Origin of the sequence: Yinghuangia soli (assembly GCF_021502675.1) — a bacterium.
Taxonomy (GTDB): Bacteria; Actinomycetota; Actinomycetes; order Streptomycetales; family Streptomycetaceae; genus Yinghuangia; species Yinghuangia soli.
This window is the reverse complement of the sequence record NZ_JAKFHA010000006.1, coordinates 260,025-274,728: the sequence shown is the minus strand read 5'-3', so window position 1 is coordinate 274,728 and position 14,704 is coordinate 260,025. Positions and strand designations below refer to the sequence as shown.

The 14,704-nt window shown below is 71.0% G+C and carries 12 protein-coding genes; 6 read left to right on the top strand and 6 right to left on the bottom strand.

All coding sequences use genetic code 11. From position 1 onward, the window contains the following. The first annotated feature begins 49 nt into the window (after positions 1-49). The 5 genes from LZ495_RS14300 (at position 50) to LZ495_RS14280 (ending at position 4,935) form a co-directional block, all read left to right on the top strand. Positions 50-970, top strand: a complete 921-nt coding sequence (locus LZ495_RS14300) for an SDR family oxidoreductase (RefSeq protein ID WP_235052542.1) — start codon at positions 50-52, stop codon at positions 968-970. Between the two features lie 116 nt (positions 971-1,086). Beyond that, complete coding sequence (locus LZ495_RS14295) at positions 1,087-2,271, top strand: acyl-CoA dehydrogenase family protein (RefSeq protein ID WP_235052541.1); 1,185 nt, start codon at positions 1,087-1,089, stop codon at positions 2,269-2,271. Then, positions 2,268-3,047 carry an SDR family oxidoreductase gene (locus LZ495_RS14290; RefSeq protein ID WP_235052540.1) on the top strand — a complete coding sequence of 260 codons (780 nt, stop codon included), beginning with the start codon at positions 2,268-2,270 and terminating at the stop codon, positions 3,045-3,047. The genes LZ495_RS14295 and LZ495_RS14290 overlap by 4 nt, the downstream gene beginning before the upstream one ends. Before the next feature lie 179 nt (positions 3,048-3,226). Then, complete coding sequence (locus tag LZ495_RS14285; protein WP_235052539.1) at positions 3,227-3,748, top strand: hypothetical protein; 522 nt, start codon at positions 3,227-3,229, stop codon at positions 3,746-3,748. Positions 3,749-3,867: 119 nt separating this feature from the next. Beyond that, on the top strand, positions 3,868-4,935 hold the full coding sequence (locus LZ495_RS14280) for a Zn-dependent alcohol dehydrogenase (protein WP_235052538.1): 1,068 nt from the start codon (positions 3,868-3,870) through the stop codon (positions 4,933-4,935). Between the two features lie 120 nt (positions 4,936-5,055). On the opposite strand, the gene LZ495_RS14275 is transcribed toward LZ495_RS14280, so the two are convergent. The 6 genes from LZ495_RS14275 to LZ495_RS14250 form a co-directional block, all read right to left on the bottom strand. Continuing rightward, a complete protein-coding gene (locus LZ495_RS14275; RefSeq protein ID WP_235052537.1) occupies positions 5,056-6,078 on the bottom strand; it encodes an SCO4651 family lipoprotein in 1,023 nt (340 codons plus the stop codon). Positions 6,079-6,136: 58 nt separating this feature from the next. Next, the gene (locus LZ495_RS14270; protein WP_235052536.1) at positions 6,137-7,147 is read right to left on the bottom strand and encodes an SCO4651 family lipoprotein; all 1,011 of its coding nucleotides are present in this window, start codon (positions 7,145-7,147) and stop codon (positions 6,137-6,139) included. Positions 7,148-7,394: 247 nt separating this feature from the next. After that, positions 7,395-7,901, bottom strand: a complete 507-nt coding sequence (locus tag LZ495_RS14265) for a flavin reductase family protein (RefSeq protein ID WP_235052535.1) — start codon at positions 7,899-7,901, stop codon at positions 7,395-7,397. A gap of 267 nt (positions 7,902-8,168) precedes the next feature. Further along, positions 8,169-9,032, bottom strand: coding sequence for an enoyl-CoA hydratase/isomerase family protein (locus LZ495_RS14260; RefSeq protein WP_235052534.1), 864 nt, complete (start codon positions 9,030-9,032; stop codon positions 8,169-8,171). Positions 9,033-9,107: 75 nt separating this feature from the next. Then, positions 9,108-11,309: an acetate--CoA ligase family protein gene (locus LZ495_RS14255; protein ID WP_235052533.1), complete on the bottom strand. Its 2,202-nt coding sequence runs from the start codon at positions 11,307-11,309 to the stop codon at positions 9,108-9,110. Positions 11,310-11,566: 257 nt separating this feature from the next. Further along, complete coding sequence (locus LZ495_RS14250; protein ID WP_235052532.1) at positions 11,567-13,084, bottom strand: class I adenylate-forming enzyme family protein; 1,518 nt, start codon at positions 13,082-13,084, stop codon at positions 11,567-11,569. A gap of 190 nt (positions 13,085-13,274) precedes the next feature. On the opposite strand from LZ495_RS14250, the gene LZ495_RS14245 reads away from it, so the two are divergent. After that, positions 13,275-14,432, top strand: a complete 1,158-nt coding sequence (locus tag LZ495_RS14245) for an acyl-CoA dehydrogenase family protein (RefSeq protein WP_235052531.1) — start codon at positions 13,275-13,277, stop codon at positions 14,430-14,432. Positions 14,433-14,704 lie beyond the last annotated feature (272 nt).

Below are 14,704 nucleotides of genomic sequence, written 5' to 3'. Positions count from 1 at the left end.
GGACAGGGTCCACGCGGACATGTCGCAGGCCGATCCGAAGGGGCAGAACATGGGTGACTTCCTGACCGGCAAGGTCATCGCGGTGACCGGCGCGGGCCGCGGTATCGGCCGCGCGGTGGCGCTCGCCGCCGCCGCCCACGGCGCCAAGGTCGTCGTGAACGACTACGGCGTCGCGATGGACGGCTCCGAGCCGACCAGCGAGGTCGCCGACGCCGTCGTCAAGGAGATCGAGGCCCTCGGCGGCGAGGCCGTCGCGGTCGCCGACTCGGTCGCCACGATGGAGGGCGGCGCCCGCATCGTGAACGCCGGCGTGGAGAAGTGGGGCCGCATCGACGGCGTCGTCACCGTCGCGGGCAACCTGCGCGAGCGCATGCTGTTCAACATGACCGAGGACGAGTGGGACAGCGTCATCGCCACCCACCTCAAGGGCACCTTCACCGTCGTGCAGGCGGCGTCCAAGGTCATGAAGCAGCAGGGCTTCGGCTCGATCGTCGGCTTCACCTCGGGCGTGTACGCGCTCGGCTCGGTCGCGCAGGCGAACTACGCCGCGGCCAAGGGCGGCATCGTCTCGTTCGTCCGCTCCGCCGCGCTGGGCCTGAACAAGTACGGCGTCAACGCCAACTGCGTCGCGCCCGTCGCGCGCACCCGCATGTCCGAGAACGTCCCGATGACGCTGAAGGAGATCGGCGACCCCGAGGACGTCGCGGAGCTGGTCGTCTTCCTGCTCTCCGACCACGCCAAGGACATCACCGGCCAGGTCTACACGACCGCGGGCCCGAAGATCGCGCTGTGGGACCAGCCGCACGAGATCAAGTCGATGTACAGCGAGGAGAAGTGGACCGCCGAGTCCATCGCCGCCACGCTGCCCGGCGCCATCGGCCAGGACCCGATGCCGGTCCTCGCGCAGCTCAAGGAGTACGCCGCCGCGGCCGCCGCGAAGAAGGCCGCCGAGGCCGCCGCGCAGGGCTGACGCACTCCCGTACCACCGCTGTCGGTCGCGGGACCGGGCGCCCTGCCGCGAGGCGGGGCGCCCGGCCCGCGGCCCCGCGCATTCCCGCGCATCCACATCCGAGAAGGTGACACCCCGTGGACTTTCGCTACAGCGACGAGGACGAGGAGTTCCGGGCGGAGGTCCGCGAGTGGCTCCGCGAGAACCTCTCCGGCGAGTTCGCCGCGGCCGTCGGCACCGGCGGCCCCGGCAGCGAGCACGAGCATTTCGAGATCCGCCGCGCGTGGGAGCGCCGCCTCGGCGAGGGCGGCTGGATCGGCCTGGACTGGCCCAAGGAATACGGGGGCCGCGAGGCGACCCTGATGCAGCAGGTGATCTTCGGCGAGGAGTACGCCCGCGCCAAGGCCCCCGGCCGCGTCAACCACATGGGCGAGAACCTGCTCGGCCCGACCGTCCTGGCCTTCGGCACCGACGAGCAGAAGGCCCGCTTCCTGCCGCCCATCGCGCGCGGCGAGGAGCTGTGGTGCCAGGGCTACTCGGAGCCGGGCGCCGGCTCCGACCTGGCCGCGCTGCGCACCTCGGGCACCCAGGACCCGGAGACCGGGGACTGGCTGATCAGCGGCCAGAAGGTGTGGACCTCGCTGGCCCACGAGGCCGACTGGATCTTCGTGCTGGCCCGCACCGAGCCCGGCTCGGCCAAGCACAAGGGCATCTCGTTCTTCCTGGCCCCGATGGACCAGCCCGGCATCGAGATCCGGCCGATCGTGCAGCTCACCGGCACCAGCGAGTTCAACGAGGTGTTCTTCGACGGCGCCCGCGCCAAGAACGAGCACGTCGTCGGGCAGCTCGGCCAGGGCTGGGGCGTCGCGATGGGCCTGCTGGCCTTCGAGCGCGGCGTCTCCACGCTGGCCCAGCAGATCGGCTTCGAGCTGGAGCTCCAGGCCGTCATCGACACCGCCAAGGCCAACGGCGCGATCGAGGACCCGGCCCTGCGCGAGCGCCTGCTGCAGGCCTGGATCGAGCTGAAGGTGCTGCGCTGCAACGCGCTGCGCACCCTCGGCTCGCCCGACCCCGGCGCGCCGAGCGTGGCCAAGCTGGTCTGGGGCACCTGGCACCAGCGGCTCGGCACCCTGGCGATGGACGTCGGCGGCGCGGAGTCCACGCTCGCCGCCGAGCTGCCGTACGAACTCACCGAGCCCCAGCGGCTGTTCCTGTTCACCAAGTCGGACACCATCTACGGCGGGTCGAACGAGGTGCAGCGCAACATCATCGCCGAGCGCGTCCTCGGCATGCCCCGCGAACCCCGAGGAGAAGCCAAGTGACCAGCGCCCCCGAGTACGTGGCCGGACACGGCCTGCTGGCCGGCAAGACCGTCCTGGTCACCGCGGCCGCGGGCACCGGCATCGGCTTCGCCGCCGCGAAGAAGGCCGCCGAGGAAGGCGCCACGATCGCGATCAGCGACAAGCACGAGCGCCGCCTCGGCGAGGCCGCCGACGAGCTCGCCAAGCTCACCGGCGCGCGCCCGCTCGCGGTGCCGTGCGATGTCACCGTCGAGACGGACGTCCAGAACCTGGTCGACACCGCGGCGGCCGAGCTGGGCGGCATCGACATCCTGATCAACAACGCCGGCCTCGGCGGCCAGGTCGACCTCGTCGACATGACCGACGACCAGTGGAACCTGGTCCTGGACGTCACCCTCAACGGCACCTTCCGCATGACCCGCGCGGCACTGCGCCACATGCAGCCGCGCGGCAAGGGCGTCATCGTCAACAACGCCTCGGTGCTCGGCTGGCGCGCCCAGAAGGGCCAGGCGCACTACGCCGCCGCCAAGGCCGGCGTCATGGCGCTGACCCGCTGCTCCGCGGTCGAGGCCGCCGAGTTCGGGGTCCGGGTCAACGCGGTCGCGCCCAGCATCGCGATGCACGCCTTCCTCGCGAAGGCGTCCAGCGAGGAACTGCTCACCCAGCTCAGCAGCGCCGAGGCCTTCGGCCGCGCCGCCGAGCCGTGGGAGATTGCCAACGTCATGGTGTTCCTGGCCTCCGACTACTCGTCGTACATGACCGGCGAGGTCGTCTCGGTCAGCAGCCAGCGCGCCTGACCGCTGCCGCGCGAGGACGGGGCATCCGGGGCCATCCGGATGCCCCGTCCGGCGTTTCGGCGGCCGTCCGCGCGGGATCCGGGCATGCCCCGCGTGCGACCTGGTTGTTGCTCCCTCCTCAGGCGATCTCTTGCGCCAAGCTTGGGTTCTTGGGGGCGGACACCAGAAGGAGACGGGACATGACCGATCCGCTCGCGGGGCCCGTAGGCCCCGCAGGCCTCGTAGGCCAGTGGCAGGGGAAGCCGGCCGATCCGGCGGCCACGCGGCGCAGTGAAGTGGCCTTCCTGGCCAACGGCATGGGGTGGACGGAGTGGGCGTCCGGGGCCGGCGGCGTCGAGGTGGTCGGGTTCCGGTGGCGGGCCACCGGGTCCGAGACCCTCGAAGTGCTCGACATATGGTGCGCGTTCGGCCTCACCGCGGAGCGGGACGCGGTGGAGTGGGACGAGCTGGAGTGGCGCGGCGATCCGGCGTTCACCGTCGGCTTCGCGCTGGGTACCGCGCGCCGGCCGCCGTATGCACCGGTGCTGCACGTGTCGACTCCGCTGGGCGGCGCGCGGGATTTCGTGCTGCTGCGCGCGGACGTGTCGTTCGCCGCCTGCCCGGCCCGCGGGGTGGCCCCCGACCTGGGCGTGGGCATCGAGGACGCGGTGAGCCGCCTGGCGTACGACGATCGTCGCGAACACCCCAAAACGCGACCATGAGCACTGTCACAACAGGCTGACTCATCGTCAGATGGGCGCTAGGTTGGGGAGGACACTGCCGGACCGCCGTCGAAACCGGTCCGCACGACGGTGATCAGCCATCCACGGAGGAGTAGCCGGTGAAAGGCGTTCTGTTCGACGGCAAAGAGGCCCTGGTGGTCGACGACCTCGAGGTCCGCGACCCGGGGCCGAACGAGGTTCTGGTGAAGATCGGCGCCGCCGGTCTGTGCCACTCCGACATCAGCGTCATCAACGGCACCATCCCGTTCCCGCCGCCGGTCGTGCTCGGGCACGAGGGCGCGGGCATCGTCGAGTCGGTCGGCGAGCTGGTCACGCACGTCGCGCCCGGCGACCACGTGGCGCTGTCCACGCTGGCCGCGTGCGGCACCTGCCGCGAGTGCGACCGCGGGCGTCCGACCATGTGCGCCAAGAGCTTCGGCAACCTGAGCGCGCCGTTCAAGCGCGGCGGCAAGGACGTCTGGAGCTTCGCGGGCCTCTCGGTCTTCACCGAGAAGATCGTGGTCAAGGGCGTCCAGGCGGTGAAGATCCCCAAGTCGATCCCGCTGGCCTCGGCCGCGCTCATCGGCTGCGGCGTGCTCACCGGCGTCGGCGCGGTGCTCAACCGCGCCAAGGTGCAGCCCGGCGACACCGTCGCGGTCATCGGCACCGGCGGCATCGGCCTCAACGTCATCCAGGCCGCCAAGCTGGCCGGCGCCGTGAAGATCGTCGCGGTGGACGCCAACCCGGCCAAGGAGGCGGTGGCCCGCGAGTTCGGCGCCACCGACTTCGTGGACGCCAAGGCCGTGGAGAGCTCGGTCAAGGCGGTCCAGGAGCTGGTGCCCGGCGGCGTCGACCACGCCTTCGAGTGCGTCGGCCACGTCGCGGTCATCCGCAACGCCATCGACATGCTGGGCCGCGGCGGCCAGGCGGTCATCCTGGGCGTTGCCCCGTCCGACGCCGAGGCCTCGTTCCACGTGTCCTCGATGTTCCTGGACAAGTCGATCATGGGCTGCCGGTACGGCTCGTCGCGCCCGCAGTACGACATCGCCCGGTACGCCGACCTGTACGGCACCGGCGCCCTGAAGCTCGACGAGCTGGTCACCCAGACCTACGCCCTGGACGACTTCCACCACGCGGTGGAGGACGCCGAGGCGGGCAAGGTCGCGCGCGGCGTCTTCGTCTTCTGACGGACCCCGCCACCCGCATACGCCGCAGGGCCGGTGCCCTCCCCTCGGGGAGCGCACCGGCCCTGCGGCGTTCGAGGACTTCGCGGCGGGCGCGGCGTTGCGCGGCCGCGCCGGAGAGGCTCAGGCCTCTTCGAGCTTCCGGTCGAGCTCGGGCGTCCACTTCTTGGTGTCCGAGGCCGGCGGGGGAGTCTGGTCGACCGGCTTGCCCCAGTCGGAGAAGCGCGTCTCGACCTGCATCGAGCCCTTGCCTTTGAAGCCGCCCATCTTGAGCGACACGCTGTGCTTCACCGGCAGTTGGGCGGCGTCGACCCAGACGTCCACGGTCGCATCGCCGCTCATGCCGCCGTACTGGTCGTCGAGCATGTCGTAGTCGGACTTCGTCACGCCGAGGCTCTGGGGCGTGTGGTCGCCGATCAGGTCGTCGTCGACCACGACCCGGTAATGCGTGGTCCGGACGCCGTCCACGGTCTCCTGGCCCACCTCGACGATGTCCTGCGACTTGGCCAGCAGCGCCAGGTCCGCGCCGGGACCGATGCCGGCGCCGCTGTCGATCATCGCCTGCAGCTCGGCGAGGCTGCCGTACTTGTCGGCCGCCTTGAGGTCGTCCATGTCGACCTGGAGCCAGTGCTTCCCGTCGAGGACGTCGGCGTCGTACATCCCGGTCATGGAGATGTACATGGCCTTCGGGGTGAGGAGCATCTGCATCGCGGGCAGCCCCGTCGCCTCCGCGGTCGGCTCGGTGCCGTCGAAGTCCTCCATCATGTCGGCGAACGCCTCGCCGAACTTCATGTGCATGCGCATCGCCAGCTCGGGCTTCGACTGGACGGCCCCGGTCATCGCCATCATCAGCTTGCCGTCGATCTTCGTGGTGACCGCCATCGTGACGGCCGTGGCGGCATCCGCCTTGGCCCGTGCGCCGCCCAGCTTCGCGGCCAGCGTGGCGACCGTGGCGGAGGGCACCGGGGGCTTGCTGGAGCCGCTCCCGCCGCTCCCGCTGCCCGGCGTCGGCGTGGCCGCCGAGGACTCCTGCTGCGCGGCTTCGTAGAAGTCGGATGCCGTGTTGGCGCCGCCCGCTCCGCAGCCGGTCACGGCCATCGAGAGGGCTATGGCGCCGATGGCGGCGCCGAGACTGCGCTTGCGCACTGGAAGGCTCCCGGGAAGAAAGTGGAAAGCTGATGGTCGGATCACGAATCCGACCGGACTACATTTTGCCTCGTGCGATCAGGTCCGTGATGGACACCGTCTGTCCCGCGGGCGGCGGCGTGACGTCGACCGGGACGTTCCACTTCACGTACTCGACCGTGGTGGCCACCTCGGCGGTCTGGCCCTTGGCCTTCACCGTGATCGTGGTGGTCTGCTTCACCGGCAGCTGGTCGGCGCCGATCCACAGGTCGATGCCCGCCTCGCGCACCCCCATCTTCGAGAACAGGTCGCTCAGCTGCTTGTAGTCCTTGTCCTGCAGGCCCAGGCTCGCGGCGTTGTTCGCCTGCAGCAGCGGCAAGTCCACGACGCCCTTGTAATGCGTGGTCTTGACCCCGCCGACAGTCTCCTCGCCGATCTCCTTGATGTCGCCCGACTTTTGCAGCAGGGCGAGCTGCGCGGCCGGGTCCTGCTGCCCGCCGCTGCCCTCCTCCGCCATCTTCTGGTACTGCTCGACGGCACCGGTCTTGTCCGCCTTGCGCATTTCCTCGGCGTCGAGCTTGACCCAGGGGGCGCCGTTCTTGGCAGCCGCCTCCGGTCCGAGGTTCATGTACATGGCGGTCGGTGTGACGAGCGTCTCTATGCTCATCGGCTCGGTGACACGCGTGCCGCGCAGCTGGGACAGGAACTTGGCGTCGTACGTCATCGTCATGCGGGCCACGTTGTCCGGCGCGAACCGCGACTCGGCGTCGATGTCGAAGGTCCGCTGCCCGTCGATGACCTGCGTCATCTTCATCTCCACGGAGGTGACCGCGGCCAGCTTGGTCCGGGACGAACCGAGCTTCGCGGCGAGTGCGGCGACCGCCGGGCTCTGCGCCTTGGCGGCCGAACTGCCGGACGCGGCAGTGCTGTCCGCGGCGGTGCCGGACGGCGCGGGGGAGGCCTCGCCGGTCGGCGTGCCGGACGCGCTGCCTGCGGTGCTCTCCGGGTCGTCCGAGCCGCCTGAGCAGCCGGCCAGGAGCAGGGCCAGGGACATGGCACCGACGGCCGTGCCGAGCAGGTGCTTGCGCATCGAAATCTCCCAAGGGGGACGGTGGGGGATTTGCAACGTAACAGCCGCTCTGGATCTTGGTCGCGCGGGTAGTCCCTCGTTTTCGGGCCGGAAGTCCCGCCTTCGGAACGCCCCCGGACGCGCATAGGCCCCGGAGCGGCGAGCGCGTCCGGGGCCTACGGGACTCGGGGGCGGACCGCCTGCGGAGGCGGCCCGGGAGCCGGGGAGTCGAAGATCCGGGGAGACCGGGATCCGGGAGGAGCGGAGGTCAGGCGTTCTGCGCCGGGTGCCCGAACTTGCCCTTGTAGAACAGCAGCGGGCCGGCGTCCTCGCGCGGCGCCTCGAGCGCCTGCACGCGGCCGATGACGATCTCGTGGTCGCCGCCGTCCACGACCTGCTCCAGCGTGCAGTCGATGTACGCCAGGGTGCCTTCCAGCAGCGGCGAGCCGGTGGCCGGGGCGGGCTTGTACGCGACGCCGGCGAACTTGTCCGCGCCGCTGACCGCGAAGCCGCGGCACAGCTGCTCCTGGTCGTCGGCCAGCACGTTGACGCAGAACTTGCCGCCCGGCTGGATGCGCGGCCAGGTGGTCGAGGTCTTGGCCACGAAGAACGTCACCAGCGGCGGGTCCAGCGAGAGCGCCGAGAAGGACTGGCAGGCGAAGCCGACCGGGGCCTCGCCGTCCTGCGCCGTGATGATCGTGACGCCGCTGCAGAAGTGCCCGAGCACGTGCCGGAACGCGGCGGAGTCGACGGCGGGAGCGTCGAGCTGGCCCATGGGTCCTCGCAGAGAATCGTCGGAGTCGAGTGGCGGCCCTGAGAAGCTATGCCAGCCAAAATCCTTGCGTCAATCAAAAAGCGACAGGGCGTGCGTCACATCTGACGGATAGTCAGTTGACTTGTCGAGCAAGGGAATCGGGTCGGGACGCGGGTGCTCGGCGGGGCCGGTTCGACCCCGTCGACCCACCTCCCGGCCGGCAAGCGGACACCTCGCGGCCGCGGCCGCCGGACCCCTCGGATCCGGCCGCCGCGGCTGCGGGAGGCGTCACCAGCCGTAGTACTCCGGCTTGCGGCGCTCCATCAGGCTCGCCACGCCCTCGTTGGCATCCCGGGTGGTCATGTTGAGCTCCACCGAGTCCGCCTCCTCGCCGAAGGCGGTCGCGCGGTCGCTGTCCAGCGAGCGGTTGACCAGGCGCTTGGTGATGGCCAGGGCCCGGGTCGGGCCGGTGGCCAGGCGCTCGGCCCACTCCTTGACGGTGGCCGCCAGCTCGTCGGCCGCCACGACCTTGTTGACGACGCCGATGCGCAGCGCCTCGGCGGCCGGCAGGTCGTCGCCGAAGAACATGAGCTCCTTCGCCTTCTGCGGACCGACCAGGCGCGGCAGCAGGTAGGCGCTGCCGCCGTCCGGGATCAGGCCGCGGCGGGTGAAGATCTGGATGAACCGCGCGGTGTCCGCCGCGATTACCAGGTCGCAGGCCAGCGCCAGGCTCATGCCGTAGCCGGCCGTGGTGCCGTTGATCGCCGCGATGACCGGCTTCTCGCACTCCAGCACCGCGGTGGTCAGCCGCAGCACGCCGTTCTTCATCATGCGCGATGCGTAACCGGTCGGCCGGGCGGGCGGCTGGGGCGCGCCCTCCTCGGCCGGTGCGGCGTCCGCGAGCAGCGACTTGGTGCCCGGCGAGCTGCGCAGGTCCATGCCGGTGCAGAAGTGCTTCTCGCCCGCCGCGCCGAGCACGACCGCGCGCACCGCCTCGTTCGCGGACGCCTCGCCGAGCAGCGTGATGATGGTCTCGCGCTGGTCCCAGGTGATGGCGTTGCTGGCCTTGGGGCGGTTCAGGGTGATCCACAGGACGCCGTTCTCGACGCGGTGGAGCAGCTCCGGCTCGGTCGTCTCGGGGGTCGCACTCATCGTGGGGGTCGTTCCTTTCGGGACTTCGTCAGACTGCGTGGGTCGCTGTCCGCGGCTGCGGATCAACGCGGGATGTCATCGCGGGATGGCCAGCGCGTCCAGGGCCACCGTGCCGCCGCCGCGCGGCATGACCATGAGCGGGTTGATGTCCAGCTCGACCAGGTCGTCGCCGAGCTCCAGGGCCATGCGCTGGACCCGCATGACCACGTCGACCAGCGCGTCGAGGTCGGCGGGCGGCTGCCCGCGCATGCCCTGCAGGCACTTGAGGCCGCGCAGTTCGCCGAGCATGCGGCGTACCTCGACCGGGCCGAACGGCGGTACGCCGATGGCGATGTCGTCGAAGACCTCGACGAAGATCCCGCCCAGGCCCACCGTCACGGTCGGCCCGAACAGGTCGTCGTGCGAGATGCCGACGACCATCTCGACGCCCTTGTCGACCTGCTGGCACACCAGCACGCCTTCCAGGCGCCCGGCGCCGTTGTCGCGCGCCGCGTCGACTATCTCGCGGTACGCGTCGCGCACCTGGCTGGCCGAGCGCAGTCCGAGCTTGACCAGCCCGAGGTCGCTCTTGTGCGGCAGCTGCGGAGCGCACGCCTTCATCACCACGGGGTAGCCGATCAGCCCCGCGGCGCGCACCGCGGCGGCCGCCGAGGTGACCAGCTGCTCGCGCGGCACGCGGATGCCGTACGTGCGCAGCAGCTGCTTGGCGGAGTGCTCGGAGAGCGGCTTGCCGGTGGTGAGCAGCCGGCGGGCCTTGGCCGCGGCGGGCGACGCGGTGCGCGCCACGTCGTCGAACGGCGAGGTGTAGTTGTCCCGGAAACGGTGGTAGTCGAAGTACGCCTTGAGCGCCTTCACGCAGTTGCCGAACGTCCGGAAGACAACGATTCGGTGGGATTTGAGCAGAATGTCGCGGTAGGCGGACTCGTCGCCTACCGGCGAGCCCCAGATCACGCACACGACCTTGTCCGTCGCCTCCGCCGCGTCGACCAGGTCCTGGGCGAGCTTGTCGCTCATGGGCGGGAACGCGCCGGTGATGGGACACACCAGGACCCCGATGCCCGGGTCCGCGAGGATCGCGTCGATGATCTTGCGGCCGCGCTCGTCGCCGGCCGGGTGGCCGCCGTTGTCCACCGGGTTGGAGATGGTCAGGTAGCCCGGGATCCACTCGCGCAGCGACTCCTGCGTGCCGTTCGCGAGCTGCGGGAGCTCCAGGCCCTCGGCCGCCGCCAGGTCGGCCATGTGCGCGCCGGTCCCGCCGGAGATCGAGTAGACGCAGACGCCGTTCGCCTTCGGCCGCGTGGTGCGGGCGAACATCTGCGAGGTGTCGATGAGTTCGTCCAGGCCGTCGACGCGCGTGACGCCGAACTGCCGGAACACCGCGGACGCGACGCGGTCCTTGCCGGTGAGCTTGCCGGTGTGCGACGCGGCCATCTTCGCGCCGGACTCGGTGCGGCCGACCTTGACCAGGACGATCGGCTTGCGCTGCTGGGCCGCGTAGTCGGCGGCCAGCGCGAAGGTGCGCCCGTCCTTGAAGCCCTCGATGTACGCGGCGATCACGCCGACCTCGGGCTGGTCGGCGAAGTACCGGATGAAGTCCGCGGTTTCCAGGTCCGCCTCGTTGCCCACCGGGGCCCAGTGCGAGACCTTGACGCCGATCTCCTGGGACGCGAAGACCGGCCGGCCCTGGTGGCCGCTCTGCGTGATGAGCGCGATCGAGGGGCCTTCCAGGTCCTCGCGGAACTCCTCGAAGGCGTTGAGGTTGGTGTTCGGGCCGAGCAGCCGCAGCGGTCCGCCTGCGGTCAGTTCGGCCAGCCGCCGCTGCGCCTCGGCGCCCGCCTCGCCGGATTCGGCGAAGCCGGCCGCGAAGACGACGGCGAAGGCGACGCCCGCGGCGGCCAGGTCGGCCAGCACTTCCTGCGGGTCGCCGACCAGGATCACCGCGAGATCGACCACCTCGGGTACGGAGGCGATGTCGGGGTGGCAGACCTGCCCGCCGATCTCGGCGTGCTTGGGGTTGACCGGGAACATCCGCGCCCCGACGCGGTCGGACCACGCCCGCAGTTGCGCGGTGATGCGGGCGCCGGGGCGGCCCTCGGTGTCCGAGGCGCCGATGACCGCGACGGTGCGCGGCCGGAAGAACCGGTCGAGGTCGGCGGGCCGCAATTGCAGCGGCCTGCCGGTGACGTCGACCGGGAGGGTCCGGTCGACGGGGCTCGGGCTCGCGGAACCGGTACGGGCGTGTCCCGGAGCGTGCTGTTGCCTGCTGTCACGAAGCATCGTCTGGCCCGTCCCTCGTCTTTCGATCCATCAGTGATCCTCTGACCTGACGGTCAGTCAGTTAGCTTGCTGATGGGACGTCAGGACTGTCTACCGTCTCATCTCCCCGTGGTCTTGCATTTCTGTCCGATCATGGGGATTTCTGGTGACTTGGTCAATATTTTTCGAAGAAGCCGCCGGTCAAAGGGGGTCTCCCAGCCGGAGGGTTTTGCCTTGCGGAGCGTTGCCCCACGACTCCGGCAGCTCAAACGCCTGCTTCAGAAATCCGCGCGGCGCTCGCGGTCGGCGAGGGCCTTGCGGTCGACCTTGTCCATCCCGGTGAGCGGCAGCTCGTCGACGATCCGCAGCGCCTCGGGCAGCTTGTAGGCCGCCAGCCGCGGCGCCGCGAAGGCGCGCAGCTCCTCCAGCGTCGGGGCCGGCGTACCGGCCCTCGGCACGACGACCGCCACCCCGATCTCGCCCATGACGTCGCTGGGCCGCGGGGTGACCGCGACGGACGCGACGGCAGGGTGCGCCAGGAGGACGGACTCGACCTCGAGCGGAAAGACGTTGTAACCACCGCGGATATACATGTCGGAGATCCGACCGGTAATCCGCAGACATCCCATTTCGTCGATCACGCCCAGGTCGCCGGTGCGCAGCCATCCCTGGGCGTCCAATGCCTTTGCGGTGTCCTCGGGGTTCCGCCAGTAGCCGGCCATCACGGACGGTGCGCGCAGGCATATCTGCCCGGCTTCGCCCGTCCCCAGCACCCGTCCGGAGTCCGGGTCGCGGATCTCCAGCTCGGTGCCGGGCCGCGGCCGGCCCACGGTGTGCAGCGCTTCCTCGTCGGGTGCGTCGAACGAGGTCAGCGTGCCCAGGCCGCCCGACTCGGTCATGGAGTACCGGATCGAGTAGCCCGCCCCGAAGCGCTCCCGGGCCTCGCGCACCACCGGTGCGGGGGACGGACCCGCCCCGACGATCAGGCCCTTCACGCACGAGAAGTCGTAGCTGTCGAACTCCGGGCGGCGCAGGAGCAGCGACACCTGGGCCGCCACGCCGCCGATGTACGGGATGCGCTCGCGCGCCACGATGCGCAGGGCGTCCTCGGCCCGCCAGCGGCCGAGCACGTGCATGGTGGCGCCGAGCTTGAGGTATCCGGCGAGCTTCGCCATGAACCCGACGTGCGGCAGCCCGGTGGCGACGAGCTGCGGACCGCCCTCGCCCCACCGGCCGCCGGTGTCCATCTCGGTGATCGCGGCGATCTGCCGCGAGGTGAACAGCGCGCCCTTGGGAGTCCCGGTCGTGCCGGAGGTGAACACCACCGTCTCGGGCAGGTCGGGGTCGTCGATGCCGGTGGTGCGCGGCGCCGGCGGGATGGCGTCCAGGCGCAGGTCGCCCCACACGTCGCAGGCCTGCTTGGCGGGCGTGCAGTGCAGCAGTTCGAGCCCGCCCGGGACGCCCTCGGCGAGCTCCTCGGTGGCGATCACGAGCTCGGGCTTCGCCTGCTCCAGGACCCGGGCCCGCTCGTCCGCGGTGTAGCGCGGGCCGACGCCGGTGGTCACCGCGCCGAGCCGGGCCAGCGCGAGGTACGCCACGACGTACTCCGGGCCGGACGGCAGTACGAGCGCGGCCAGGTCGCCGGAGCGTACGCCGCGCTTGGCGAGACCGGCCGCGACCTGGTCCGCGAGCGCGTCCAGGCCGGCGTAGGTGAACGCTGTACTGCCCTGGACCAGCGCACGGCGCTCCGGAAAGCGTCGGGCGGCGTCCCGCAACACTGCGGCGACTACGGTCATCAGGACTCCTCCTGCCGGGCTCCCCTCCGAGAACAGCACGGATCGGGCCCCTGGCACCACGGTTCGGGGGTGTGACGAAGGCGATGTTCGCATGATGTGACGGTGTGTCAGATACTGGTGTCCGGGCCGCGGCACCGGCAATGGGGCCGGGGGCGACGCGCAGTCCGGGATTCAGTCAGGGAGCAGTGCCATGGACGTCGAGTTCAGCGAGGAACAACAGGAGATCCGCAGCGCTCTCCGCGACGCACTCGACAAGGCGAGCGACTCCCCGGCGGTCCGCGCCGGCATGGTCACCGAGCACGGCTACGACGCCGCGGTGTGGCGCCGGCTGTGCGAGCAGACCGGACTCGCCGGCCTGGGCATCCCCGAGGAGTACGGCGGCGTCGGCTTCTCCTTCACCGAGGTCGTCATCGCTCTGGAGGAGATGGGCCGGGTCCTGTACCCGTCGCCGTTCCTCGCCTCGGCCGTCATGGCCGCGTCGGCCCTCGTGCACAGCGGCGACGAGGCCGCCTGCGCCGAGTACCTGCCCGGCATCGCGGAAGGCACCACCACCGCCACCCTGGCCCTTGCCGAGCCCGGCAGCCGCGACGTCGCCGAGGTCTCCCTCTCCGCGACCGTCACCTCGGCGGGCGAATACCGCCTGGACGGCGTCAAGACCCACGTCATCGACGGCGCGCTGGCCGACCTGGTCCTGGTCGCCGCCCGCCTGGACGGCGAGGTCGCGCTCTTCGCGGTCGCCGCGGACGCGGCCGGGCTGACCCGTACGCAGCTCCCGGTCCTCGACCAGACCCGCCGCCAGGGCCGCCTGGACTTCGCCGACACCCCGGCCCGCCTGGTCGGCACCCCCGGCGCGGCGACTGCCGCCGCACTGGAGAGGGTCCGCCAGCTCACCGAGGTCGCGATCGCGGCCGAGTCGGTCGGCGGGGCGAACCGGTGCCTCGACATGACCGTCGAATACTCCAAGATCCGCGTGCAGTTCGGCCGCCAGATCGGCTCGTTCCAGGGCATCAAGCACCGCTGCGCGGACATGTACGTCCAGCTGGAGACGGCCCGTTCGGCGCTGTACTACGCGGCGTGGGCGGCCACCGAGGCCGAGGCCGCGGGCCTGGACGTCGACCCGGCCGCGCCGGGCGCCGGCGAACTCGCCCTGATGGCACCGCTGGCGATGACGACCGCGACGGCGGCGTACCGGCACCTCGCAGAGGAGACCATCCAACTGCACGGCGGCGTCGGCTTCACCTGGGAGCACGACGCGCACCTGTACCTGAAGCGCGCCACCACCTCGGCGCTGCTCTTCGGCCAGCGCACGCTGCAGCGCGAGCGGATCGCGGCACTCGCCGGAATCTGAGCGGGCTTTCGCTGCACGAAGACCTTCTCAGGCCCGCGTGGACCTGCGTAGACCTGCGTTGACCTGTGAAAACGGCATATGGCCAAGCCCCGCGGTGTGACCGCGGGGCTTGGCCATATGCCGTTCATGGTGTTGGCTGCATGGCCGGGGTTGGCGGGAATCCGCGTCCGGTGCGTGCTCCGTTGCGTCTCCGGGCGTTCGATGGACGGCGCTTACCGGGACAAATAGCGACGTTCTCCGGGCAACCCTCGAGTTTTCGTTATCCGCGGCCC